At 60.7% G+C, this 21,205-nt stretch carries 23 protein-coding genes; 12 read left to right on the forward strand and 11 right to left on the reverse strand.

The window, feature by feature from the left end:
• The gene (locus ACK9YZ_RS03260; RefSeq protein WP_416065646.1) at window positions 1–744 is read right to left on the reverse strand and encodes a phosphoadenylyl-sulfate reductase; all 744 of its coding nucleotides are present in this window, start codon (window positions 742–744) and stop codon (window positions 1–3) included.
• A 419-nt stretch (window positions 745–1,163) separates the two neighbouring features.
• Between ACK9YZ_RS03260 and ACK9YZ_RS03265 the strand changes: the two genes are divergently transcribed.
• The 3 genes from ACK9YZ_RS03265 to ACK9YZ_RS03275 all read left to right on the forward strand — a co-directional run bounded on the left by ACK9YZ_RS03265 (window position 1,164) and on the right by ACK9YZ_RS03275 (window position 2,578).
• Entirely contained in the window at window positions 1,164–1,610 is a 447-nt protein-coding gene (locus tag ACK9YZ_RS03265) for an RrF2 family transcriptional regulator (RefSeq protein ID WP_216757299.1), read from the forward strand.
• 101 nt (window positions 1,611–1,711) lie between these two features.
• The gene (locus ACK9YZ_RS03270; protein WP_416065647.1) at window positions 1,712–2,098 is read left to right on the forward strand and encodes a DUF6152 family protein; all 387 of its coding nucleotides are present in this window, start codon (window positions 1,712–1,714) and stop codon (window positions 2,096–2,098) included.
• 9 nt (window positions 2,099–2,107) lie between these two features.
• The gene (locus tag ACK9YZ_RS03275) at window positions 2,108–2,578 is read left to right on the forward strand and encodes a DUF6644 family protein (protein ID WP_216757301.1); all 471 of its coding nucleotides are present in this window, start codon (window positions 2,108–2,110) and stop codon (window positions 2,576–2,578) included.
• A 98-nt stretch (window positions 2,579–2,676) separates the two neighbouring features.
• Here ACK9YZ_RS03275 and betA read toward each other — a convergent pair whose 3' ends face one another.
• Genes betA through betI form a run of 3 tightly spaced genes read right to left on the reverse strand, consistent with a single transcriptional unit; the run spans window position 2,677 to window position 6,467 of the window.
• Complete coding sequence (gene betA, locus ACK9YZ_RS03280) at window positions 2,677–4,329, reverse strand: choline dehydrogenase (protein ID WP_416065648.1); 1,653 nt, start codon at window positions 4,327–4,329, stop codon at window positions 2,677–2,679.
• A gap of 52 nt (window positions 4,330–4,381) precedes the next feature.
• On the reverse strand, window positions 4,382–5,845 hold the full coding sequence (gene betB / locus ACK9YZ_RS03285; RefSeq protein WP_416065649.1) for a betaine-aldehyde dehydrogenase: 1,464 nt from the start codon (window positions 5,843–5,845) through the stop codon (window positions 4,382–4,384).
• Window positions 5,846–5,879: 34 nt separating this feature from the next.
• The gene (betI, locus tag ACK9YZ_RS03290) at window positions 5,880–6,467 is read right to left on the reverse strand and encodes a transcriptional regulator BetI (RefSeq protein WP_416065650.1); all 588 of its coding nucleotides are present in this window, start codon (window positions 6,465–6,467) and stop codon (window positions 5,880–5,882) included.
• Window positions 6,468–6,605: 138 nt separating this feature from the next.
• Here betI and ACK9YZ_RS03295 point away from each other — a divergent pair, with 138 nt between their 5' ends.
• From ACK9YZ_RS03295 to ACK9YZ_RS03310, 4 genes are all read left to right on the forward strand, one after another.
• On the forward strand, window positions 6,606–7,154 hold the full coding sequence (locus tag ACK9YZ_RS03295; protein ID WP_416065651.1) for an HdeD family acid-resistance protein: 549 nt from the start codon (window positions 6,606–6,608) through the stop codon (window positions 7,152–7,154).
• A 214-nt stretch (window positions 7,155–7,368) separates the two neighbouring features.
• Window positions 7,369–7,611 carry a ribbon-helix-helix domain-containing protein gene (locus ACK9YZ_RS03300; RefSeq protein ID WP_416065652.1) on the forward strand — a complete coding sequence of 81 codons (243 nt, stop codon included), beginning with the start codon at window positions 7,369–7,371 and terminating at the stop codon, window positions 7,609–7,611.
• Between the two features lie 153 nt (window positions 7,612–7,764).
• The gene (locus tag ACK9YZ_RS03305; protein WP_416065653.1) at window positions 7,765–9,570 is read left to right on the forward strand and encodes a bifunctional diguanylate cyclase/phosphodiesterase; all 1,806 of its coding nucleotides are present in this window, start codon (window positions 7,765–7,767) and stop codon (window positions 9,568–9,570) included.
• Between the two features lie 78 nt (window positions 9,571–9,648).
• The gene (locus ACK9YZ_RS03310) at window positions 9,649–10,647 is read left to right on the forward strand and encodes an NAD(P)H-quinone oxidoreductase (RefSeq protein WP_416065654.1); all 999 of its coding nucleotides are present in this window, start codon (window positions 9,649–9,651) and stop codon (window positions 10,645–10,647) included.
• A gap of 47 nt (window positions 10,648–10,694) precedes the next feature.
• Here ACK9YZ_RS03310 and ACK9YZ_RS03315 read toward each other — a convergent pair whose 3' ends face one another.
• A complete protein-coding gene (locus tag ACK9YZ_RS03315; RefSeq protein ID WP_416065655.1) occupies window positions 10,695–12,125 on the reverse strand; it encodes an MFS transporter in 1,431 nt (476 codons plus the stop codon).
• A 100-nt stretch (window positions 12,126–12,225) separates the two neighbouring features.
• Here ACK9YZ_RS03315 and ACK9YZ_RS03320 point away from each other — a divergent pair, with 100 nt between their 5' ends.
• Entirely contained in the window at window positions 12,226–12,849 is a 624-nt protein-coding gene (locus ACK9YZ_RS03320) for a helix-turn-helix transcriptional regulator (protein ID WP_416066807.1), read from the forward strand.
• A gap of 1 nt (window position 12,850) precedes the next feature.
• Here the strand turns inward: ACK9YZ_RS03320 and ACK9YZ_RS03325 are convergent, their stop codons facing one another.
• A complete protein-coding gene (locus ACK9YZ_RS03325) occupies window positions 12,851–14,062 on the reverse strand; it encodes an MFS transporter (RefSeq protein ID WP_416065656.1) in 1,212 nt (403 codons plus the stop codon).
• Window positions 14,063–14,256: 194 nt separating this feature from the next.
• Here ACK9YZ_RS03325 and ACK9YZ_RS03330 point away from each other — a divergent pair, with 194 nt between their 5' ends.
• Complete coding sequence (locus ACK9YZ_RS03330; protein ID WP_416065657.1) at window positions 14,257–15,261, forward strand: asparaginase; 1,005 nt, start codon at window positions 14,257–14,259, stop codon at window positions 15,259–15,261.
• Window positions 15,262–15,279: 18 nt separating this feature from the next.
• Here ACK9YZ_RS03330 and ACK9YZ_RS03335 read toward each other — a convergent pair whose 3' ends face one another.
• A complete protein-coding gene (locus tag ACK9YZ_RS03335; RefSeq protein WP_416065658.1) occupies window positions 15,280–16,035 on the reverse strand; it encodes a DeoR/GlpR family DNA-binding transcription regulator in 756 nt (251 codons plus the stop codon).
• A gap of 124 nt (window positions 16,036–16,159) precedes the next feature.
• Here ACK9YZ_RS03335 and ACK9YZ_RS03340 point away from each other — a divergent pair, with 124 nt between their 5' ends.
• Together ACK9YZ_RS03340 and ACK9YZ_RS03345 are read left to right on the forward strand one after the other, a co-directional pair.
• Window positions 16,160–16,516: a DUF4406 domain-containing protein gene (locus tag ACK9YZ_RS03340; RefSeq protein ID WP_416065659.1), complete on the forward strand. Its 357-nt coding sequence runs from the start codon at window positions 16,160–16,162 to the stop codon at window positions 16,514–16,516.
• A gap of 85 nt (window positions 16,517–16,601) precedes the next feature.
• Window positions 16,602–17,222 (forward strand): glutathione S-transferase family protein, encoded by a 621-nt coding sequence (locus ACK9YZ_RS03345; protein WP_416065660.1) that lies wholly within the window; start codon window positions 16,602–16,604, stop codon window positions 17,220–17,222.
• Here ACK9YZ_RS03345 and ACK9YZ_RS03350 read toward each other — a convergent pair.
• Both ACK9YZ_RS03350 and ACK9YZ_RS03355 read right to left on the reverse strand, forming a co-directional pair.
• Window positions 17,219–17,572 carry an MmcQ/YjbR family DNA-binding protein gene (locus ACK9YZ_RS03350; protein WP_216757315.1) on the reverse strand — a complete coding sequence of 118 codons (354 nt, stop codon included), beginning with the start codon at window positions 17,570–17,572 and terminating at the stop codon, window positions 17,219–17,221. The genes ACK9YZ_RS03345 and ACK9YZ_RS03350 overlap by 4 nt on opposite strands.
• A gap of 43 nt (window positions 17,573–17,615) precedes the next feature.
• Window positions 17,616–17,810, reverse strand: coding sequence for a hypothetical protein (locus tag ACK9YZ_RS03355; RefSeq protein WP_416065661.1), 195 nt, complete (start codon window positions 17,808–17,810; stop codon window positions 17,616–17,618).
• Between the two features lie 173 nt (window positions 17,811–17,983).
• Here ACK9YZ_RS03355 and ACK9YZ_RS03360 point away from each other — a divergent pair, with 173 nt between their 5' ends.
• Window positions 17,984–18,880, forward strand: a complete 897-nt coding sequence (locus ACK9YZ_RS03360) for a LysR substrate-binding domain-containing protein (protein WP_416065662.1) — start codon at window positions 17,984–17,986, stop codon at window positions 18,878–18,880.
• A 3-nt stretch (window positions 18,881–18,883) separates the two neighbouring features.
• On the opposite strand, the gene ACK9YZ_RS03365 is transcribed toward ACK9YZ_RS03360, so the two are convergent.
• Window positions 18,884–19,549 (reverse strand): glutathione S-transferase family protein, encoded by a 666-nt coding sequence (locus ACK9YZ_RS03365; protein WP_416065663.1) that lies wholly within the window; start codon window positions 19,547–19,549, stop codon window positions 18,884–18,886.
• Between the two features lie 97 nt (window positions 19,550–19,646).
• Complete coding sequence (locus ACK9YZ_RS03370; protein WP_416065664.1) at window positions 19,647–21,029, reverse strand: TIGR03808 family TAT-translocated repetitive protein; 1,383 nt, start codon at window positions 21,027–21,029, stop codon at window positions 19,647–19,649.
• Between the last annotated feature and the right edge of the window lie 176 nt (window positions 21,030–21,205).

Consider the following 21,205-nt stretch of genomic DNA (forward strand, 5'->3'; position numbering starts at 1 on the left):
CTATTGCTGCGCGACGATCGAAGCCGCTTCTTCGGCGACATGCAGGCCGCATTCGCGCTTCTCATCCTGTTCCCACCACCAGCGGCCGGCGCGCTCCGGCTCGCCGGGCTTGATGGCGCGGGTGCAGGGCTCGCAGCCGATCGAGGGATAGCCGCGGGCATGCAGCGGGTTGATCGGCACGCCGTTGTCGGCAACGAAGGCCTTGATCTTGTCGATATCCCAATCGGCGAGCGGATTGACCTTCAGAAGGTGGCGCTCAGCGTCATATTCCGCAAACGGCGTCTCGGCGCGGTTGGCCGACTGGCCGCGGCGCAGGCCGGTGATCCAGATCGTTGCGCCTGCCAGCGCCCGCGCAAGCGGCTTCAGCTTGCGCACGCCACAACAGGCATGCCTGGCTTCGACGCTCTCGTAGAAACCGTTCATGCCGTATTTCGCCGCGTAAGCATCGATGTCGGCCTGTTCGGGTTCGTAGCGGGCAATATGGATGTCGTACTGGCTCTCCGTCTCGTCGATCAGATCAAGGGTTTCCTTGAAAAGCCGGCCTGTCTGCAGCGTGACGACGTCGATCGGCAGGCGATGCGTGCCGATTCCCGCAGTGATGACCTGGTCTTCGATGCCGAGTGACGTGGTGAAGACCACACGTCCGCCAAGGCCGGCAACGAGCGAAAGCCGGCCGGCGAGGTCGAGGCCCGAAAGCTTGTCAGCCAAAGCCTCGGCTTCTTCGATCGGATTGATAACAGTCATGGGGGATCCTGTCCTTGATATTGGCCGGAGTATTACAGCTGAAGGACGGATCGGACAGAAAAAGGGATTTCGAAAGGACTGGCTAGCGGAGCAAATATCTCTCCCATCCTGCCGCAATGCAGAAAAGCAGCCGCCAACGTCAAAAATACGCTCGATCTTAATATCTATAGAAATAGTAGTGTTACACGGCGCCTGTCAATTGGAAATCGGAAGTGATGGCGATAATGATGAAAATTGCCGTTTTTTGAAGTAGCTTATCAACTGTTGGCCGAGGGTGAATAACAGGGCCAAAACACTTGTCTCTCAAGGCTTTTTCCGGCGCGTTCAAATTCCGTTCATGCTGGCTGTGCAATAGAGGCGAATAGCTTTCGTGCGATGCCGGGGTTCGGCACCGCTTTGTGTGTGTTCGACGGTCCGAGATGATTACGCAAAAAGCGAAATATGCGCTGCGGGCGCTGACGGTTCTGGCGGAAGCTGCGGCCGACGAACCCGTCATGATTTCCGACATTGCCGTGCAGCAGAAGATCCCGAAGAAGTTTCTGGAGCAGATCCTGCTCGACCTGAAGCATCACGGCATCGTCGTCAGCCGCCGCGGCAAGCAGGGCGGCTACCTGCTGCTGAAACCGGCCCGCAGCATCACCTTCGGCGAGATCCTGCGCATCATCGACGGCCCCATCGCGCCGCTGCCGTGCCTGTCGATCACTGCTTACCGCAAGTGCGATGACTGCGACGGCGAGCAGACCTGCGAAATCCGGCATGTCTTCGCCAAGGTGGCCGACGCCACCCGCAAGGTCCTCTTCTCGACGACCATCGCCGATGCCGTGGGAACCAAACAGGGTGCCGAGGTCACGCGCCTGCTCGCCTGATCCGTTTTCCTCCCACTCACCGGTCTTCAAGATTCGGTGAGTGCTCTTCTCATATGTCGTCCATGCTCCACTTGCCCGTTCATTCGGGTAGGGAGAAGATTATGTTTGCACTTTCAGGCCAGCGAGTGCTGGCGGCTGCCATGCTCTCGGCCGCATTCGCAACGGGTGCAGCGGCGCATCACGGCTGGTCATGGGCGGAAGCCGACCAGATCGAGCTCCGCGGCACCATCCAGCAGATATCCATGGGCGGGCCGCATCCGACGCTCGATGTCGCAACCGTTGATGACGGCGTCTGGCGTGTCGAGCTCGGCAATCCGCGCCAGACGGAGCGCTCCGGCTTCGTGGAGGGCGTCGCAAGGCCCGGCGATCAGGTCACAGCACTCGGAAACCGCTCGCAGGACCGCAACGAGAAACGGCTGAAGGCCGTGCGCATCACCATCGGTGAAAAGCGCTACGACATTTATCCGGAACGCATCCAGACGAACTGACGCTTCGTCATGGAGCTTCTCGAATGGCTGGCTGCCACCACACTCGCGGTCGAGCTCAAACGCTCCGCGACGCTCTACATGTTCGTCAACGCCGCCCATATCCTGGCGATCGGCCTTCTGGTCGGCGCCATTCTCCCGCTTGATCTCAGGCTCGCCGGCTTCTTCGCCAAAGTGCCGGTGGAGGTCATCGCACCCTTCCTGTCCCGCTCGGCAGGCATCGGCCTCGCCTTGGCTTTGCTCACCGGCTTTTGTCTCTTCAGTGTTCGCCCGGCCGAATATGCTGCAAATACCGCCTTCCTCGCCAAACTCGGCCTGATCGCCTTTGGTCTCCTCAATGTGCTCATCGTTCATGCCGGTAAGGGGTGGCGAACCGCGATCGCGATCGGCATCGTCCGTCCCGCGTTGCAGTTTTCCGCGGCCCTTTCGGCGTTGATATGGATCGCAGCCGTCGTGGCCGGAAGGTGGATCGGCTTTCTGTAAGCCCGTCGCCTGCTTTACGACACGCTGCCCAGTTTTCATTGGAGGCGACGGTCGTCGTCCTCGCCATCCGTCATCAGCGCGAAGAAGATTATTGCTGACTACCGGTCGCTCACCGCCGCACGCGGATTGCTCCACGGTTCCTGATTGGAGCGCGCCAGCCTCTGCTTACCGAGAATATGGTCTGCGGCTTTCTCGCCTGTCATGATCGACGGACCATTCAGATTGCCGTAGGTGACATGTGGGAAGATCGAGCTGTCTGCGACGCGCAGGCCACCCACGCCGATCACCCTGGTATCGGGATCGACAACCGCCATCGGGTCGTCCTTCGCGCCCATACGGCAGGTGCCGCACGGATGATAGGCGCTCTCCAGATGCTCGCGCAGGAAAGCGTCGATGTCGTCATCCGTCTGCACATTCTCGCCAGGCTGGATTTCCGGGCCGCGATAATGGTCGAAAGCCTTCTGGCCGAAGATCTCGCGCGTCAGGCGCACGCAGTGGCGGAATTTCTCCCAATCCTCGGCATGGCTCATATAGTTGAAGCGCAGCACCGGATCGGCCTTTGGATCTGTCGAGCGTAGCGTCACGTTGCCGCGCGATTTCGAGAGATTGTAACCGACATGCACCTGGAAGCCGTGCGTATTGGCGGCCGCCTTGCCGTCATAGCTGATGGCGACCGGCAGGAAGTGATACTGGATATCCGGCTGTTTCAAGCCGGGGCCTGAGCGCAGGAAAGCACAGGCCTCGAACTGGTTGGAGGCGCCGAGCCCGCCCTTGGAAAGCAGCCATTGCGCACCGGCGACACCCTGCCAGAACCACGGCAGCCAGGAATAGAGCGACACCGGCTTGGTCGAGATCTGCTGGAAATAGAATTCCATATGGTCCTGCAGATTGGCGCCGACGCCCGGCCGATCGGCCTTCACCTCGATGCCCATGTCCCGCAGATGCGCGCCGGGACCGATGCCGGACAGCATCAAAAGCTTGGGTGAGTTGAAGGCGGAGGCTGAAACAATCACCTCACGATTGGCCTTGACGATCTCGGTTGCGCCGCCGCGCTCGATCTCCACGCCCGTCGCGCGGCCGTTCTCGATGATGATCCTACGCGCAAAGCCCCGGACGAGCTCAACGTTCGGCCGCTTCAGCGCCGGCTTCAGATAGGCGTTCGCCGCCGACCAGCGCCGGCCGTGATGGATGGTCTGTTCCATCAGCCCGAAGCCTTCCTGCTTCGAGCCATTATAATCCTCGGTCGTTTCGAAGCCCGCCTGTTTTCCGGCTTCGATGAAGGCATGAAACAGCGGGTTCTTCATCACACCGCGCTGCACATGCAGCGGCCCGTCCGTGCCGCGCCAGCCTTCCTCGCCGCCGTGCGAATGCTCCATGCGCTTGAAATAGGGCAGCACATCCGCATAGGCCCAACCATTCGCGCCGAGCTCTTCCCATCGATTGTAGTCTTCCGCATGACCGCGCACATAGACCATGCCGTTGATGGAGGACGAGCCGCCGATGACCTTGCCGCGCGGCGCGGTGATGCGTCTGTTGTTGAGATTCGGCTCGGGCTCGGAAAGATAGCCCCAGTTATAGCGCTTCATGCTCATCGGCCATGCAAGTGCTGCCGGCATCTGGATGAACGGCCCGAAATCCGAACCGCCCGCCTCGATGACGATGACGGTATTCTTGCCGTCTTCCGAAAGCCGGTAAGCCAGTGCCGAACCCGCAGAGCCGGAGCCGACGATGACGAAATCTGCCTGTTGCATGCTGTTCCCTTTGGATTGTCGTGTGCAACTGCCGCGTCGATTTCCGATGAGGTCAGTAGGGTGAGGCGACCGGCCCCATGCCGACGTAAACCGTCTTCAGTTCGCTATAGTGCTCGAGTGCCGCCAGCGAATTTTCGCGCCCGAAGCCCGATTGCTTCGATCCCCCGAACGGGATTTCGACCGGGCAGAGATTGTATGTGTTGATCCAGAGCGTGCCGGCTTCGAGCTGGTCGACGACGCGGTGAGCGCGTGTCAGATCGGCAGTGAAGACGCCGCCGGAGAGGCCGAATTCCGTCGTATTGGCGCGCTTGATGACTTCGGCTTCATCGTCGAAATCGAGCACGCACATGACGGGACCGAAGATTTCCTCACGCGCGATCGTCATCCCATCCGTTACATCGGCAAAGACGGTCGGCTGAACATAATAGCCTTCTCCCGTCACATGGTTCGGAATGCCGCCGCCGGTCACCAGTGTCGCGCCCTCGGCCTTGCCCTTCTCGATATAGGACAACACCTTCTCGCGCTGTGCCCAGGACACCATCGGGCCGAGCTGGCTGGCTTCGTCCATCGGATCGCCGATCAGGATCGCCTCGGTGCGCGCCTTCAGCCGCCTCAGAAACTCGCTCTTGATGGTTTTCTGCACGAAGACACGGGTGCCGTTGGAGCAGACCTGGCCCGTCGAATAGAAATTGCCGAGCATCGCACCGCCGACGGCGCTGTCGAGATCGGCATCGTCGAAGACGATCAGCGGCGACTTGCCGCCGAGCTCCATCGTCACATGCTTGAGCTGGCCTGCGGCAGCAGCCGCCACCTTACGCCCGGTCGGTACCGAGCCTGTCAGTGACACCTTGGCTACATCGGGATGATTGACGAGCAGCGGTCCGGTGTCCCGGTCGCCCTGGATGACATTGTAAAGCCCCTTCGGCAGGCCGGCCTCATGCAGGATTTCGGCGATGGCAAGCGCGCCGAGCGGTGTTGTTTCCGAGGGTTTGAAAACCATGGCGTTGCCGGCGACCAGAGCCGGCGCGCCCTTCCAGCAGGCAATCTGCTGCGGGTAGTTCCAGGCGCCGATGCCGACGCAGACACCGAGCGGCACGCGCTTCGTATAGGCAAAATCCTGGCCGAGCGGGATATGCGAGCCGTTCAGTCCCGCAGGTGCCACGCCGCCGAAGAACTCGAAGGCATCGGCGCCCGAGGTCGGGTCGGCGACGATGGTTTCCTGGATCGGCTTGCCGGTATCGAGCGTTTCCAGCTCCGAAAGTTCTCGATTGCGTTCACGCATGATCTCGGCCGCGCGCTTCAGGATGCGCCCGCGTGCCATTGGGCTTAATGCCGCCCATTCCGGCTGCGCGCGTTTGGCGGCCGCGATCGCCTTTTCGACGATGGCAGGCGTTGCGGCATGGAGCCGGGCGATCACTTCCCCGGTCGCCGGATAGATGCTCTCGATGATGGTGCCGCCTTCATCCTCGACATATTCCCCGTCGATGAAGTGCGATGCTTTCGGCTGGGCTTTCATGTCGCTGGTCCCTGGTTTGACGTACGGTTGCTGCTCATGCGCTGATGTAGGTGAGCTGTGTCGTTACATAGTCTTCCGTCAGCGCGATCGAGGCTTCGATGCCGATCGGCGCCGATTTTAGACTTTGCCGGATATAGAGACCGTCGATCATCGCGGCCGCGCCCTCCGCGATGCGTTCTGCGGCATCGGCGGGGCAAAGCGATTTGAGCGGCGCAAGCAGGTTGGAGCGCAGGCGCCGCGCATAGACGACGAGGAAACGCCGCGTCTCTTCGGATCGCTGCGCCTCGGCATAAAAGGCGAGCCAGGCGGCGATCGTTTGCGGCGCGAACTGATCGGCATGAAAGCTGACCCGGATGATGGCCGAGATCCGTTCGCGCGGCTTTGCCGCTTGCCTCAGCGCCGTCACGGCGTCGTTGCGCAATTGCCGTAGCAGGAAACGGATGGTCTCGATCAGCAACTGTTCCTTGCTGCCAAAATAGTGGTGGGCAAGGGCAGGCGATACGCCAGCTCGCCGGGCGATGTCGGACATGGTGACGGTCAGCGAGCCGTGATCGCCGATCACCTGCAGCGCCGCATCCACAAGCGCCTTGCGGCGCACCGGTTCCATTCCGACCTTCGGCAAGTTGAATCCTCCGAGAATAGGTGGAACGTATTTTTGATTGACTGATCAATCAATAAAAATCTTTCACCGATTGATCTGAGTCACCTCTTTCCGTGCAAAATTGTTGCAGCATATCTCCGGCAATCAGGAGATGCGCCAATGGCCAATATTTACGACGGAATGCCCGAATCCCCGTTGCGGTCGAAATGGGTATGGTTCGTCGGTCTCGGCGTGCTGCTCCTCATCTGCGGTCTCATCGCTCTCAGCAATCTGCTGATGGCGACCGTCGCTTCAGTCTTTTATGTCGGCATGCTGATGCTGGCGGGCGGCATCATCTATCTCATCCACGCCTTCCAGGTACGCGGCTGGGATCATGTCCTCTTCTGGGCGTTGAGCGGCGTGCTCTATGTGCTCGCCGGCATCTGCGCCTTCATCAACCCTATCCTCACCTCGGCTGCCTTGACCCTATTTCTGGCCATCGCGCTGCTCATTGCCGGTGTCTTCCGCCTCTTCGTCGGCTTGCGCATGCGGCCGCTCAAAGGGTGGGGCTGGATCGTCGCGAGCGGCCTCATCACCGCTCTTGCGGGCTTCGTGATTGCGCTCGGCTGGCCGGTCAACAGCCTCTGGATACTCGGTCTTTTCCTGGCCATCGATCTCATCGTTCAGGGCTGGACAATGCTCGCCTTCGGCCTGGGTATCCGGTCTTGAAACTGTGGAGAGAAGCAGCCGGATGGTCTGATCAGGCCGTTTCTTTTTTGACAAGAAGATGATGGGGTACTAAAATTTGAGGGTTGAAGGCCGGCCCCGCAGAAGGGCCGCCTTCTGTGCTCAGGCACTTCGGCATTGGCGCAGGTCGCCGCGGAAAGCCGAAAATGGACCCCCGTAGGCAGCCTCTGCCGAAATAGAATGGGAGGAGAATTCCATGCCGATGGTCACCGTTTCCATCTCACCGCTCCAGGCGGCCGGCATCCGCGATGCTGTCGATCAAGGCGGATATGCATCGAGCAGCGAGGTCGTGCGCGAGGCACTGCGCCTGTGGGATGCCGCCCGCAAACTGCACGAAGATCACAGCGACGTCTTGGCCGATGAAAGTGCTCCCAGCGGCGGCAGATGCGTCGCCGATATGTTTGCAGATCATGAAGCGGAACATCGCCGCTCGGCTTGAATAAGCCATTGATTGCAAATGGAAAATCTAATAAACGCTGAGCGCGCATGGAAGCCTGCGCGTTTCATAAAAGTTTCACACTGACGAAAGAGTTCGTTGACCCTTCTGTTCCATTGTCCAACCGAAAAAGAAAAGGTCACAGTGGAGATTGGCATGTCTTTGGCTGCCAGCGTCGAACCGGGTGTCGTGCGTCGTTACGCCAGCGATCAGATCGTCACCCTTGCCAAACTTGTCGTTGAAAACGCGTTTCAGCCGATCGTTGAAGCCGGTACAGGCACCGTCTTCGGTTACGAATCCCTCATGCGCGGGCAAGAGCGTATCGGCTTCGAAACGCCGATCGAAATCCTCGATGAAGCCTATGAGCACGGGCAGCTTCTGCAGCTCGAGCAAATGGTCGCCAACCGCGCCCTTGCCAAATTTTCCACGCTCTCGAACTTCGCAACCGCCACGCTGTTCCTCAATCTCGACGTCCGCCTCATCCCGCAGGGCAATCGCCTTGTCGAGAACCTGCTGCTGCAGCTGAAAACGGCGAATATCCCGCCGTCTTCCGTTTGCTTCGAATTCTCCGAGCGTTTCGACAATACCAGCGTGCCAGAATTCGCGGATCTCGTTTCGCGCCTGCGCAAGGCCGGCTTCAAGCTGGCGATCGACGATTTCGGCGTTGGTCACGGCGAAATGAAGCTGCTCTGCGACTATTCCGTCGATTACCTGAAGATCGACCGTCACTTCGTCGCCGATATCGATCGCAGCCCGCGCAAGCGGCATCTGCTGAAGAGCATCGTCAACATGGCCCACGTTCTAGGCACCCGCGTGATCGCCGAGGGCATCGAGACGGAGGCCGAATTCATCGTCTGCCGCGACTACGGCGTCGACCTCGTGCAGGGCTGGTTCATTTCCCGCCCGTCGACGCATCTCTCCGAACTCGTGCCCGCCTTCCCGCACCTGCAGGAGCTCGGCAAGAACAAGGGCAACAGCCAGTCGCTCGATGAAATCCTCATTCGCAAGCAGATCGAAATGCTGCCGACCGTCTATGAGAGCGACGCCATCGATACGGTCTTCGAACTGTTCCGCCGCAACCCGCGCCAGGCCTATTTCCCGGTCCTGAACGCAAATGGCGAGCCGCGCGGCATCATTCACGAGCACCACCTCAAGGAATATATCTATCAGCCCTTCGGCCGCGACCTTCTGAAGAACAAGGACTACGAGCGCACCATCTCGCATTTCGTCGAGCGTGCGCCGATCGTCGGCCTCGACAGCGATGCTGATCAGCTCATGGTGATCTTCGCCAATATGGAAGGCAGCAACTGCCTGATCCTCACCGACAACATGCGTTATGCCGGCGTCGTTTCCGCCGCCTCGCTGATCAAGGTCATCAACGAGAAGCAGCTGAAGACGGCACAGGACCAGAACCCGCTGACCGGCCTGCCGGGCAACCGCGCTATCAGAGATTTCATGCGCCATTCCGGTCGCGACGGCGATGAAGTGCGCCACTTCTGCTATTGCGACTTCGACAACTTCAAGCCCTTCAACGATGCTTACGGCTTCCATCTCGGCGACCATGCGATCTCGCTCTTCGCCGCGCTGATGCGCCGCTATTTCTTCGCCGAGCGCCACTTCCTCGGCCATGTCGGCGGCGACGATTTCTTCATCGGCGTCGTCGGCTGGACGAAGGAGGAACTGACGGAAATCCTCGATCGGCTCATCAGCGATTTCCACGATGACGTGCTCGATCTCTATTCGGATGAGGACCGCGCCGCCGGTCGTATCCGCGGCCACGATCGCACCGGCGCGGAAGCCTTCTTCCCGCTGATGCGCTGCTCGATCGGCGTCCTCGAACTGCCCGAAGGTCTCGTCATCGACGATATCAATCGCGTCAGCGCCGAGATTGCCCTCGTAAAGTCTGCCGCCAAGGAAAATAAGGACGGTCTCGTATTCCATACGCTAGGCGAGGCGAATTGACGCCTCTGGCACTTCCGGCCTTCCCAAGCCCCAGACCCTGATTTATCTCCAATAGTTCGGAACAGGGAGAGCCGGGTCATGTCGTTGCCGTCGCATATGCGCTTTATCGATCTGCCGTCTTTCGGCGAGCCGGAGGTGATGGTCATTGCAAACGGGCCGGTGCCGGTGCCGGGCGAAGGCCAGATCCTCGTTCGCACCGAAGCGGTCGGCGTCAACCGCCCGGATATTTCCCAGCGCCAGGGCAGCTATCCGCCGCCGAAGGATGCAAGCCCCGTTCTTGGCCTTGAACTTGCCGGTGAAGTCGTCGCGATCGGCCCCGGCGTGACCGGCTATTCGCTTGGCGACAAGGTCTGCGGTCTCGCCAATGGCGGCGCTTATGCCGAATATTGCCTTCTGCCCGCCGGCCAGGCGCTGCCTTTCCCTCGGGGTTATGATGCAGTGAAGGCAGCGGCCCTTCCGGAGACCTTCTTCACCGTCTGGGCAAATCTCTTTCAGATGGCCGGCCTGACGGAGGGCGAGAAAGTGCTGATCCATGGCGGTTCCAGCGGCATCGGCACAACTGCGATCCAGCTTGCCAAGGCTTTCGGCGCCGAGGTCTACGCGACCGCCGGTTCGAAGGAGAAATGCGAGGCCTGCGAGAAGCTCGGTGCCAAGCGCGCCATCAATTATCGGGAAGAGGATTTTGCCGCCGTCATCAGGCAGGAGACCGGCCAGGGCGTCGATATCATCATCGACATGATCGGCGCGGCCTATTTCGAGAAGAACATCGCCTCGCTGGCGAAGGACGGCTGCCTGTCGATCATCGCCTTCCTGCAGGGTGCGGTTGCCGAGAAGGTCAACCTGACCCCGATCATGGTCAAGCGCCTGACGGTGACCGGCTCGACCATGCGTCCGCGCACGGCGGAGGAGAAGCGGGCGATCCGCGACGATCTTCTCTCCGAGGTCTGGCCGCTTCTGGAAGCGGGTACGGTCGCACCCGTCATCTACAAGACCTTCGCCTTCGAAGACGTGGCCGCCGCCCATCGGCTGATGGAGAGCAGCAACCACATCGGCAAGATCATGCTGAAGCTCGGTTAGAGCGCCGTGCGTCCTTGAACCGACGCATCAGGCTTTCCGACAATCGATTACGATTTTCGGGTCGATGCGGTAAGCGACACCGCAGCGCCGATGGCAACCAGTCCCGGCAAGGCCATGATCAGATAGAGCCATCGCGCCGCCGACAGCGCGCCGGCAATGCCGCCAGGCTCCACCAGACCCGCGCCATTGGCGATGACACCGGCAAAGGCTGCGCCAAAAGCACTTCCGAGCGAACTTATGGTGGGAATGGCTGCCGATGCCTTGTCTTGCTCGTTGTCGGCAATCAGCTTCAGAACCTTGGCGACGAGATGTGCCCAGCCGAGGCCGACGCCAAAGCCCATCATGAACATGGTGATCGCCGCCGGCACGAGGATGGCCAGATTCGCCTCCGGGTTCTCGCGGGCAAGCAAGACAGCAAGCGCGGCTGTCGCAACGGCCTCCGTCATACAGCCCGCTACGATTGCCGCTTTGACTTTCCATCCGGAGAAGGAGGCGCTGAAGAAGGCCGCCACCGTCCATCCGAGCGCGACAAGTGCCACCAGATAGCCCGAGACCAACGGTGTCACCCCATGCAGGATCTGCAGGAAATAGGGAATGAAGATATCGCTGACGAGGACGACGTTCAGGCCGAGCATCGTCAGATACACCCGCGAAATCGGCTGGCTGAGCGTCACCGCGCCGGATGGCAGCAGCCGGTTGTCTCCCTTGCGTTCGATGACGAGCATCGCGCCGATGGCGACGACCGAGATGGCGACCAATCCGATTTTAGCCGTCATCGCCTCGACCGTGCCTGCGGTGCTGACGAGCAGCACCGCAGCAAGCAGCAGGCAGATCTGCACGACAGGCATTTTCGTTTGTTCGCGGTCGTCCTCGGCCTGGGGTAAAAGCCGCGGCGCCAGCACCGCCATCAGCACGCCGAGCGGAACGAGCACGGCAAAGGCATAGCGCCAGGCGCTGTCATGCGCAAAGAAGCCGCCGAGCGTCGGGCCTATGACGGTCGAAACGCCCCAGATCGCCGCATAGAGGGTTGAAGCCTTCGGCCAGAGCGGTTCGGGATAGACGAAGCGGATGAAGGCGTAACAGAGGGCGGCAAGCGCGCCGGTGCCGAAGCCCTGCACCGTTCGTCCGATCAGCACGACCGGCATCGACGGTGCAGCCGCACAAAGCAGGCTGCCGACGCCAAAGACCACGGCCGCCAGGACATAGACGCTGCGCAGCGCGATACGTCTCGGCCGCATCGCCATGAAGATCGACCCCAGTATGGTGGCGGCGACGTAGAGCGTCGTCACCAGTGAAAACAACTCCAGCCCGCCGACATCGCGCACGATGCTCGGCGCAATCGTCGCCGTAATATAACTTTCGACGGCCGCGATCGTCATGCCGCCGCCAAGCATCAGCGTTGCTGGCAGAAGTGCGGGAGAAAACAGCTGGAAGACGGAGGTCGATGAGCCGGGTGGCTCCAATGCGGTCTCGGACATAATGAATCCTTGCGTTTTTCCTGACCCGTTATTATTTTCCAAGTTATGGATTGGAAAATTGCATGAGCATCGGATTAAAACAAGAGATAACTTGGAAAATATGCGCCAGTCTCCCGTCAACCGCATCCTGATCCTGTTGAAGACCGAGGGGCCGCAGCTCGCCGCCGCGATCGGCGATGCACTCGGCATATCAGGCGAGGCCGCCCGCCAGCAACTTGCCAAAATGGCGGAAGAGGGGCTGGTCGAAGCGATGACGGTGGCCGCAAAGGGCAGGGGACGGCCGAGCCAGCTCTGGCACCTGACGGCTGAAGGCAACAGGCATTTCCCGGATGGCCATGCCGAACTGACGGCGGCCCTGCTGACGACCGTTGTCGAGCAACTCGGCCCCGCCGCGCTCGATACCGTCATTGCCGCCCGTGAAAGTGAAACGCTGCAGCGCTATCGCGATGAACTCGCCGGCAAGCCGGATCTTGCCGCCCGCGTCGAAGGGCTGGCCGCCATGCGAAGCCGCGAGGGCTATATGGCCGATAGCTGGCAGGAGGAGGATGGATCATTGATGCTTGTCGAAAACCATTGTCCGATCTGCGCGGCGGCCGCGGTCTGTGCCGGATTCTGCCGTTCGGAAATCGAAACCTTTCGCAGTGTGCTCTCGGCCAATGTCGAGCGCAGCGAGCATATCCTGCTCGGTGCGCGCCGTTGCGCCTATCGGATCACACCGAGATAATTTAAGCGGGCTGGCGCACGCGGCTTCCGCTTTCCAGATAGAGCAGGATCACGATGGTCATGATGCCGACAGCAGCACCGACGAAGGCCGTACCGGAATAATCCGTCACGGCTGTTCCCAGCGCAAAAAGGCCTGCGGCCACACCAATGCCGATGAAGGTGTTGAGCGATATCAGCGAGCTGCCAAGCCCTGGTCGATCGGCGATGAGGTCCTGCAGATAGGTGATCGGCAGGCTGAGGATGGCAGCCGCTCCGCAGGCATTGAGGCCGAGCAGCGCATAGAGCTGCCAGGGCGCGGTGGCAAAGCCGAGCAGCACCATGTAGAGGCAGTAGAGAACCGTCCCGAAAGCCAGCACATGCACGGTATGGAAGCGCCGTTGCACCAGACCCCACATCATCATGAAGGGCATCTCGAGGAAGGCCGTCAGGCCCGACAGGAAGCCGACATCGACGACGCTGCCGCCGATTTTATGCACGATGATGAGCGGCGAGACCATGCCATTCAGCCGCTGCAGGCCGAGCAGCAGGGACATGACGAAGACGCGGACGAAAACATCGAGCGCAAAGACCCGCTTCAGTGAGGCGAAGAAGCCTGGCTGGTCGGTGAGCGTCTCGCGCACCGGGCCGTTGCCGGGTGCGAAGAAGAAATAGAGGCAGAAGCAGATGAGGCTTGCGACCGCAGCCACCCCATAAGCCGGCGTCATCGATGGCGAAGTGACGAGAGCAAGCCCGACCAGCCCCGGCGCCACCGCCCAGGAACCAGAATAGAGCGCGCGCACTGTCGAGGTAATGGCGACCGCCTCGCTGCGAGCCAATTGATTGGTGCGTGCCCGCACGCTGGCAAAGAGCAGCGAGTAGGTTGAATTGCTCATCGGCACGAGGAAGAGCACCGAGAAGATGAAAACCGCAGGACTGTGAACAAGCGCGATCGATCCGAAGCCGATCATGCCGGCAATGGAAAGCGCCAGCACCAGTGGTCGCCTTTCCCTAAGCCTGTCCGACCATATGCCGAGCGTCAGGCTGATGGCGACATTGACGACCGCCGCGAAGAACACCAGCGCCGAATAGGCGCCGTCGCTCATGCCGAGTTCGCTGATGCCGATGATCGACTGGTAGGGGACCGTCGAGGCATAGGTGAAGGCGAGCGCCACCAGCGTGAGGGTCGGAATGCGGATGCGGCTGTCGCGGATGATGGAAGAAAATGAGGATGGCATGAGAATGAGTCCTGATAACCCACCTTTAACCTCATTGCGACCACACGGAAAACGATGGTTGCCGCACGAACAGTCACTTCGTGTGATGGTTGTTCAGATGCTGTGATCGGCGAATATCTCCCGCAAATTCCGTTGGCTTTCGGAGGGCGAGAGGCTATGCCTTCAGTCTCTGCCCACAATCCGGATTCTTGCCTATGCCCAATCCCGTGCTCGTCGAAGTCACCCGAGGCTCGCTCGTCGAAAGCCGCCATCGCGGATCGGTTGCGGTCGTGGATGGCGATGGCCGTGTCGCCTTTTCGCTGGGTGATATCGAGGCGGGCGTTTTTCCGCGCTCGGCCTGCAAGGCGATGCAGGCGCTGCCGCTGGTCGAAAGCGGCGCGGCGGATGCCTATGGCTTCGGCAACAAGGAACTGGCGCTCGCTTGTTCCTCCCATAGCGGCGAGGACGAACATGTAGCGCTTGCCGCCTCCATGCTGTCGCGGGCCGGCCGTGACGTGGAAGCGCTGGAATGCGGCGCGCACTGGTCCTCGGACCAGAAGACGCTGATCCACCAGGCGCGCACGCTGGAGAAGCCGACCGCGCTTCACAACAATTGCTCCGGCAAACATGCCGGCTTCATCTGCGCCTGCTGCCATCAGAGCATCGATAGCAAGGGTTACATCGGCTACGATCATCCGTTGCAGCAGCAGATCCGCGATGCCATGGAAAGCCTGACCGGCGCCACACTCGGTCATGACGTCTGCGGCACCGACGGCTGCTCCATTCCGACCTATGCCGTGCCGCTGAAATCGCTTGCCCATGGCTTTGCGAAGATGGCGACCGGCAACGGCCTTGGCCGTGAGCGCGCAAGCGCGTCCCGCCGTCTTCTCGAAGCCTGCATGGCAGAGCCCTTCTATGTCGCGGGCACCGGCCGGGCCTGCACGGAGCTGATGCAGATCGCCCCCGGCCGCATCTTTTGCAAGACAGGCGCGGAAGGCGTCTTCTGCGCCGCCATTCCGGAACAAGGCATTGCGATTGCGCTGAAATGCGATGACGGTGCCGGGCGCGCAGCCGAAGCCGTGGTTGCGGCGACGCTCGCCCGCTTCTTCGAGAAGGGCGGCAAGGAACATGCTGCGCTGACCGCTCTGGCGAATAAATCAATGCGCAACTGGAACGCCATCCATGTCGGCGATATCAGAGTGAGCGAGGCCTTCGCCTGATCGCTGCCCCAGAGCGGGTCAAGCTGCGGCAATTGCGACATTGAGCTCTGCGTAGGGCCGAAGCCTTTCCCTGGGCATTTCCGCGGGCACGATCAACCCCGCCACGTCACTGATGGCAAGCACCGCGCAGGGTGAAACGAGATCGAATTTCTCTGCCGTCAAAAGCACATGCGTCTCCGCCGAGCAGCGGGCGATGTGCCGCTTGATTGCTGCTTCCTCGAAATCCCCTGTCGAAAATCCATGCATGGGGTGGGCGGCCGTCACGCCGAGAAAGAAGATATCCGGCCGCAGGGCGGAAATCGCGGCCATGGCGACGGCTCCCGTCGCCACCATCGAATGTTTGTAGAGCCTGCCGCCGCAGAGGATCACCTCGGCGGTCGGGTGATGTTCCAGCTCGGCGGCGATCGTCGGGCTGTGGGTGGCGATGGTGAAGGGGATGTCGCGCGGCAGGTGACGCGCCACCTCCGCCGTCGTCGTGCCGCCGTCGAGAAACACCATCTGCCCGGCCTTCACCATCTGCGCCGCCTTTGCGCCGAGCCGCGCCTTGACATCGGAAGCGACATCGCGGCGGGCCGTGAAGTCAGGCAGGTCGGGGGCAATGGGCAGGGCGCCGCCATGCACGCGCTTCAAGAGCCCTTCCGCTGCCATCTCCCGGAGGTCGCGGCGGATCGTATCCTCCGACAGCTCGAAATCTTCAGCCACCCGCTTGGCGATCACCTGTCCGTCACGGCGCAGGATGTCGAGGATGAGAGTTTTCCGTTGTGTGGTCAGCATGAGTGGTCTCTGCACGAAAATTTACGAAACATCGCGAATATGCACGAATTGACTCGACATTCAAGAAATATCGTGCATTTTCGCGAAATCCCGTGCATAAGGCCGGGAGTTGATGGAGATACCAATGTTGATTTTGATTGCCGGTCCGTACCGGTCCGGAACGGGCGATGACCCTGCAAAGATGGCTGCTAACCTCATGCGTCTGGAGGAGCCGTCCCATGCTCTCTTCAAGGCGGGCCATGTGCCGATGATTGGCGAATGGGTGGCGCTGCCCATCTGGCATGCCGCCGGCGGCAAATCGGTCGGTGACGACCTCTATGAGGAAATCTTTCATCCCGTCGCCGGCCGCCTGCTGCAGCTCTGCGAAGGCGTGCTGCGCCTGCCGGGCGATTCCAAAGGCGCCGACAACGACGTGCGCATCGCCAGGGAGCGCGGTATTCCGGTCTGGTACCGGCTGGAGGACGTGCCGGGTTGCACGTGATGGGCGGCTGCGCGAATGACGAAACCTTGTCTTCCGCTGACCATGAAACTCGCGCTATAAGGCTCCCCGAAAGGGGAGTCTCACCATGCTCACACTCTATTTTGCGCCCGGTAGCTGCGCGCTTGCCAGCCTGATTGCGCTGGAGGAATCCGGCCTTTCCTTCGATGCGAAGAAGGTCAATACGCGCGAGAACGAGCAGCGCTCGGAAGCCTATCTGAAGATCAATCCGAAGGGCCGCGTTCCCGCACTTGCCACCGACCGCGGCGTACTGACCGAGTCGACGGCGATCCTCGCTTATATTGCCCAGATGGCGCCCGCCGCCAGGCTCGCGCCCCTCGACGACCCCTTCGAATTTGCCCGGCTGCAGGCCTTCAATGGGTATATCTCATCGACAGTGCATGTGAACCATGCGCATCGCCCGCGCGGTTACCGCTGGGCCGATGATGAAGCGGCTCTGGAATCCATGAAGGCCAAGGTGCCGCAGACCATGGCCGAAAGCTTCGAACTGATCGAGAAGACGATGTTTGAGGGGCCGTGGGTCATGGGCGAAACGTACACGGTCGCCGATCCCTATCTTTTCGTCATGACCGACTGGCTGCCATCCGATGGCGTCGATCCCGCACGCTTCCCCAAGGTCAGCGAGCATCATGCACGCATGCTGCAGCGCCCTGCTGTCCAGCGTGCGCTGGCGCGCGAAAAGGTCTAACCGCGATAGGCGGAAATCAGCTTCTTCGGCGCCCGGTAGGTCCAGGCGTCGATCAGCCGCTGCTTGAGCTCGTCGTCGCCGATAGCGGCGACCCGAACCGGCAGGTACGGCCAGCCGACATAATGGTTTGTCTGAAAGTAGATATCGGGCGCCATCGTCAGCAGGTGTTCCTTATGATCGATCGGGATCGAGATCACCACCGTTTCGTCGTTCTTGACCGCGACGAAGCTTTTGCCCCTGACCTTCAGCGCAAGGTTGCCATAAGAGGTGCTTTCCTCGATGCCAGACAGGCCGGCCTCCTTCGCCAACCGCTTCAACCGTGCCAGAATCCCTTCCACGCTTTCCGCCATACCGCCCGCCCCGACTATTCTTCGACGGGAATATAGTACAGCTTCAGACGCATTTCTCTAGTTGTCGTTGCAGAGGGCGTTTGGGCGCGGGTACCGGCAGAGGCAGGTCGGCAAGCTCTCGCTGCGACATGGAGGCGATGTCGGGGTGGCCGAGCAGATCGTCGTCCCAATCATCTTTGGTCTCTGAGGTCCTTGTGCCAGGATCTGTTTGGTTCCAGAAAAACTTCAGCAGTAACATCGTGGCTCTCCTTTCTCGATGCGTAACAGTGCCATCGGCGCAAGACATCGCAATCGCCTTCGGCACCACGGGCATAGAATAGCCTCGAACATAATCGTCTTATGATGCCAATATCGGCGGCGAGCACCTGCTTTTCAATTGAGATTACCAGTTTCCTGCTATAGGAAAGCTATATGAGAAACCTCAATTCCGTGCATCTCAATGGCCTTCGCGCACTGGAGGCCGTCGGTCGGCTTGGCTCGCTTCAGGCGGCGGCGCATGAACTCGGCGTGTCCGTCGGAGCCGTCAGCCAGCAGGTCATCAAGGCTGAAGCCCAACTCGGCCGGCTGCTCTTCGAGCGCACGCCGAAGGGCATGCTGGGGACGGAAGCGGGAGCGCCCGTTCTTGCCGCCCTGAACGAAGGCTTCGTGCGGCTTTCGGAAGCCGTTGCGATGGCGCAGCGCAAGGACGAATGCATCCTGACCATCTCGGTAGCGCCTGTTTTGGCCGCCCGCTGGCTGGTCTGCCGGCTGGACCGTTTCATGGAGCGCCATCCGGAAATCAACCTGCGCCTCGACGCGACCACCAAACTCGTCAATCTGGCCGCCTCTGATATCGATGTCGCCATCCGTGTCGGCAAGGGTCATTGGCCTGGCGTCAAGGTCGAGCATCTCCTGGAGCAGGTGGTGTTTCCCGTCTGCTCTCCCGAGATGGCCGCGAAGCTGAAGGAGCCGGCCGATATCCTGAAACTCCCGGCCGTCATCGATGCCCATGCCATGTTCACATGGGATGTCTGGATGCAGGCGGCCGGCCTCTCGGGCGCGCCGCCTGCCGTCCGCCACAGCTTCAACGATGCCTCGCTTTGCCTCGATGCGGCGATTGCCGGGCAGGGTGTGATGCTCGCCTGGCAGACGCTCGCCGGCTATTCGCTGCAGGAAGGCCGGCTGGTCGCACCCTTCGGCATCCGCGCCAATACCGGCGACGGCTATTATTTCGTGAGTGCCGAAGGCGGACGCGAGCCGAAGAAGGTGCGCGACTTCAAGGCCTGGATCCGCGAGGAAATGGCCGAAACCGCCGCGATCTTCGGCTGATCCTCAGGCTTCGACCGGCTCCAGCGAGCGCTTGCGCTGCATTTCCAGATAGGCCGGGCGTGACTGGCAGCGCTGGATCCAGGCATCGATGTTCGGATGCGCCGCAAACAGCGCGGTTTCGCTCTGGGCGTAGCGCAGCACTTCCGCGATGTTGAGGTCGGCGACCGTGAAGCGCCCGCCGACGATCCAGTCCTTGCCCTCGAGATGTTTTTCGAGAACCGAAAGCGGCCGCTTCATGGTGCGGCAGGCGACATCGATGACGGCGCGTCCCGCCTCGGTGTTTTCCTTGCCGTCATCATAGGTCGAAACGATCTTGCCCGTGTTGCCATCGAGTTCGGAAACCGCCCAGATCGTCCACATCGTCATCAAACCGTCTTCCTCGACGGTTTTGCCGCCGAGTTCGCCGCCATACTTGCGCGCGAGATAGAGATTGATCGCCAGAGACTCGTTCAATACGAGATCGCCATCCTTGATGGCTGGGATCAGCGCCATCGGGTTGATGGCAAGGAATTCCGGCGAGAGCGTGTTGATGGGCGCATCCGGCGAGAGCGGATTGGCAAGCCGCCTGGCCTGCAGCACCGGCACGGACTGGAATTCGATCCCCAGTTCCTCGACCATCCAGTAAACGCGGGCGGAGCGCGAACGGTAGACCCCGTAGATTGTCAGCATAGCAATGTCCCCTTCTCTGATGCGCCGACCCTAAAGCCAGCGCAATCGTGAAAAAAGCATCTGCGGATGATATGTCGATGAAAGCTTTTGATAGCGCTCAGGAAATGCGGTTTCGCCCGATGGTCAGCTGCTTATAGCGGGAGCTATCATCGGCAAGCTCATCGGAGACTTGCTTGTCCCATTCGAAGCCCATCACAGCGCCCTTGCCCATCTCCTGGAAGATATTGTCGGTGATGACGGCGGAACCCGCACCTTCGGTGACGGAAACCGCGCAGCCGACCGGCGACTTGCGCACGACATTGCCGTTGACGACGACATTGCGCAGATAAGGCCCCCAGCCGATCTGCAGCCCCCAGCGCGGCGCGTCCTCGATGACATTGCCCGACACCAGAGTATCGGCCTCGGCGGCTATGCCGATGCCGAAGCCGACCTCGTGTTTGTAGGGGCCTTTGAGCGTCAGATTGCGGATGACATTGCCGGTGACACTGGCCAGCCGGCCGCCCTGATCGAAATTAGCAATCGAAATGCCGTTCGCCGCTCCATCGATCATGTTGCCGGAGACGACGGCGCCGACGAATTCGAACTCCACGTAGATCGCCGTCTCGCCGGAGCGGCGGCACTGGTTGTTGCTGATCAGGATGTTGGAGCCGGAATTGGCGCGGATGGCGGTGAAGGCACAGTCGGAGATCTGGTTGTCAGCCACCGTCACCCCATCGGCGCGGAAGATATTGATCCCGTTGCCGTTTTCGCCGGTGCCGCCATCATTGGCGCGGATATTGGAAACACGGTTGCCGGAAACGATCGTGCCATCCTCGGCCTTCTTCCAGCGGTGCACCAGAATACCGCCATTGCCGCAGTCGGAAACCGTATTGTCTGTGACCGAGAGGCCTGTCGATTCCACCGCATAGATGCCGGATTGCTCGGCGCCGGAAATACGGCTGCGTTCGATCCGCCCGCCACAACGCTCGAGCTGCAGCCCGTGCTTGCGGCTGCCGCCGATTTCGCAATTGTCGATCAGCACCTCACTGACGCCGGTGAACTGGATGAGGGCGCCGGCATAATCTGCCAGCCACCGGTTCGATCCGTCGATGACGAGATTGGAAAGCTCGATGCGACCGGCATTCTCCGCGGCAAAAAGGTGGCCTTCGCCGGTATAAACGATCCGCGTTGCGCCCGGCACGCCTGATATGCGCGTATTGTCCGGCAGCGTCAGGTTGGAAATGCGATAGGTGCCCGGCGGCAGGAAGACAGGTACCTTCTCGCGCGCCGCTTTCTCGATCATCTGCTGCAGATTGCGGTTCTTCTTGTCGCCGCTTTCGAGAGCGGCGCGATACTGCACCGCATCGATCGAGCCGCGCAGGTCGGGCTGTTCCGCACTGAGCGGAGCCGCAAAAGCGCGCGGCGCCATCATCGCCGCCGCAGAAGCGGCTGCCATGCCAAGTATATCCCGCCGGGAGATTTTGCTGAAATCCATCTTCATGTCCGAGCTCCACGCAGGATTCATGCCAGCAGAAATGTTTCTTTTCGACACATGTCTGCAACAGAAGAATAGTCATCGGTCGATCAACAAACGCAACCTTTCCAATATTGTCGTCTTGTTCACCTTTCCATTTAAGCAACCCGAAGGAAATGCTCGTTATTTTAGAAAGCGGTTTC

The organism is Rhizobium sp. ZK1 (assembly GCF_047782645.1).
Lineage (GTDB): Bacteria > Pseudomonadota > Alphaproteobacteria > Rhizobiales > Rhizobiaceae > Rhizobium.

Bases quoted from the DNA above. Each gene is read 5' to 3' on its own strand.
- ACK9YZ_RS03260 (WP_416065646.1), bottom strand. From the start codon at position 744: ATGACTGTTATCAATCCGATCGAAGAAGCCGAGGCTTTGGCTGACAAG.
- ACK9YZ_RS03265 (WP_216757299.1), top strand. From the start codon at position 1,164: ATGATTACGCAAAAAGCGAAATATGCGCTGCGGGCGCTGACGGTTCTG.
- ACK9YZ_RS03270 (WP_416065647.1), top strand. From the start codon at position 1,712: ATGTTTGCACTTTCAGGCCAGCGAGTGCTGGCGGCTGCCATGCTCTCG.
- ACK9YZ_RS03275 (WP_216757301.1), top strand. From the start codon at position 2,108: ATGGAGCTTCTCGAATGGCTGGCTGCCACCACACTCGCGGTCGAGCTC.
- betA (WP_416065648.1), bottom strand. From the start codon at position 4,329: ATGCAACAGGCAGATTTCGTCATCGTCGGCTCCGGCTCTGCGGGTTCG.
- betB (WP_416065649.1), bottom strand. From the start codon at position 5,845: ATGAAAGCCCAGCCGAAAGCATCGCACTTCATCGACGGGGAATATGTC.
- ACK9YZ_RS03295 (WP_416065651.1), top strand. From the start codon at position 6,606: ATGGCCAATATTTACGACGGAATGCCCGAATCCCCGTTGCGGTCGAAA.
- ACK9YZ_RS03300 (WP_416065652.1), top strand. From the start codon at position 7,369: ATGCCGATGGTCACCGTTTCCATCTCACCGCTCCAGGCGGCCGGCATC.
- ACK9YZ_RS03305 (WP_416065653.1), top strand. From the start codon at position 7,765: ATGTCTTTGGCTGCCAGCGTCGAACCGGGTGTCGTGCGTCGTTACGCC.
- ACK9YZ_RS03310 (WP_416065654.1), top strand. From the start codon at position 9,649: ATGTCGTTGCCGTCGCATATGCGCTTTATCGATCTGCCGTCTTTCGGC.
- ACK9YZ_RS03315 (WP_416065655.1), bottom strand. From the start codon at position 12,125: ATGTCCGAGACCGCATTGGAGCCACCCGGCTCATCGACCTCCGTCTTC.
- ACK9YZ_RS03320 (WP_416066807.1), top strand. From the start codon at position 12,226: ATGCGCCAGTCTCCCGTCAACCGCATCCTGATCCTGTTGAAGACCGAG.
- ACK9YZ_RS03325 (WP_416065656.1), bottom strand. From the start codon at position 14,062: ATGCCATCCTCATTTTCTTCCATCATCCGCGACAGCCGCATCCGCATT.
- ACK9YZ_RS03330 (WP_416065657.1), top strand. From the start codon at position 14,257: ATGCCCAATCCCGTGCTCGTCGAAGTCACCCGAGGCTCGCTCGTCGAA.
- ACK9YZ_RS03335 (WP_416065658.1), bottom strand. From the start codon at position 16,035: ATGCTGACCACACAACGGAAAACTCTCATCCTCGACATCCTGCGCCGT.
- ACK9YZ_RS03340 (WP_416065659.1), top strand. From the start codon at position 16,160: ATGTTGATTTTGATTGCCGGTCCGTACCGGTCCGGAACGGGCGATGAC.
- ACK9YZ_RS03345 (WP_416065660.1), top strand. From the start codon at position 16,602: ATGCTCACACTCTATTTTGCGCCCGGTAGCTGCGCGCTTGCCAGCCTG.
- ACK9YZ_RS03350 (WP_216757315.1), bottom strand. From the start codon at position 17,572: ATGGCGGAAAGCGTGGAAGGGATTCTGGCACGGTTGAAGCGGTTGGCG.
- ACK9YZ_RS03355 (WP_416065661.1), bottom strand. From the start codon at position 17,810: ATGTTACTGCTGAAGTTTTTCTGGAACCAAACAGATCCTGGCACAAGG.
- ACK9YZ_RS03360 (WP_416065662.1), top strand. From the start codon at position 17,984: ATGAGAAACCTCAATTCCGTGCATCTCAATGGCCTTCGCGCACTGGAG.
- ACK9YZ_RS03365 (WP_416065663.1), bottom strand. From the start codon at position 19,549: ATGCTGACAATCTACGGGGTCTACCGTTCGCGCTCCGCCCGCGTTTAC.
- ACK9YZ_RS03370 (WP_416065664.1), bottom strand. From the start codon at position 21,029: ATGAAGATGGATTTCAGCAAAATCTCCCGGCGGGATATACTTGGCATG.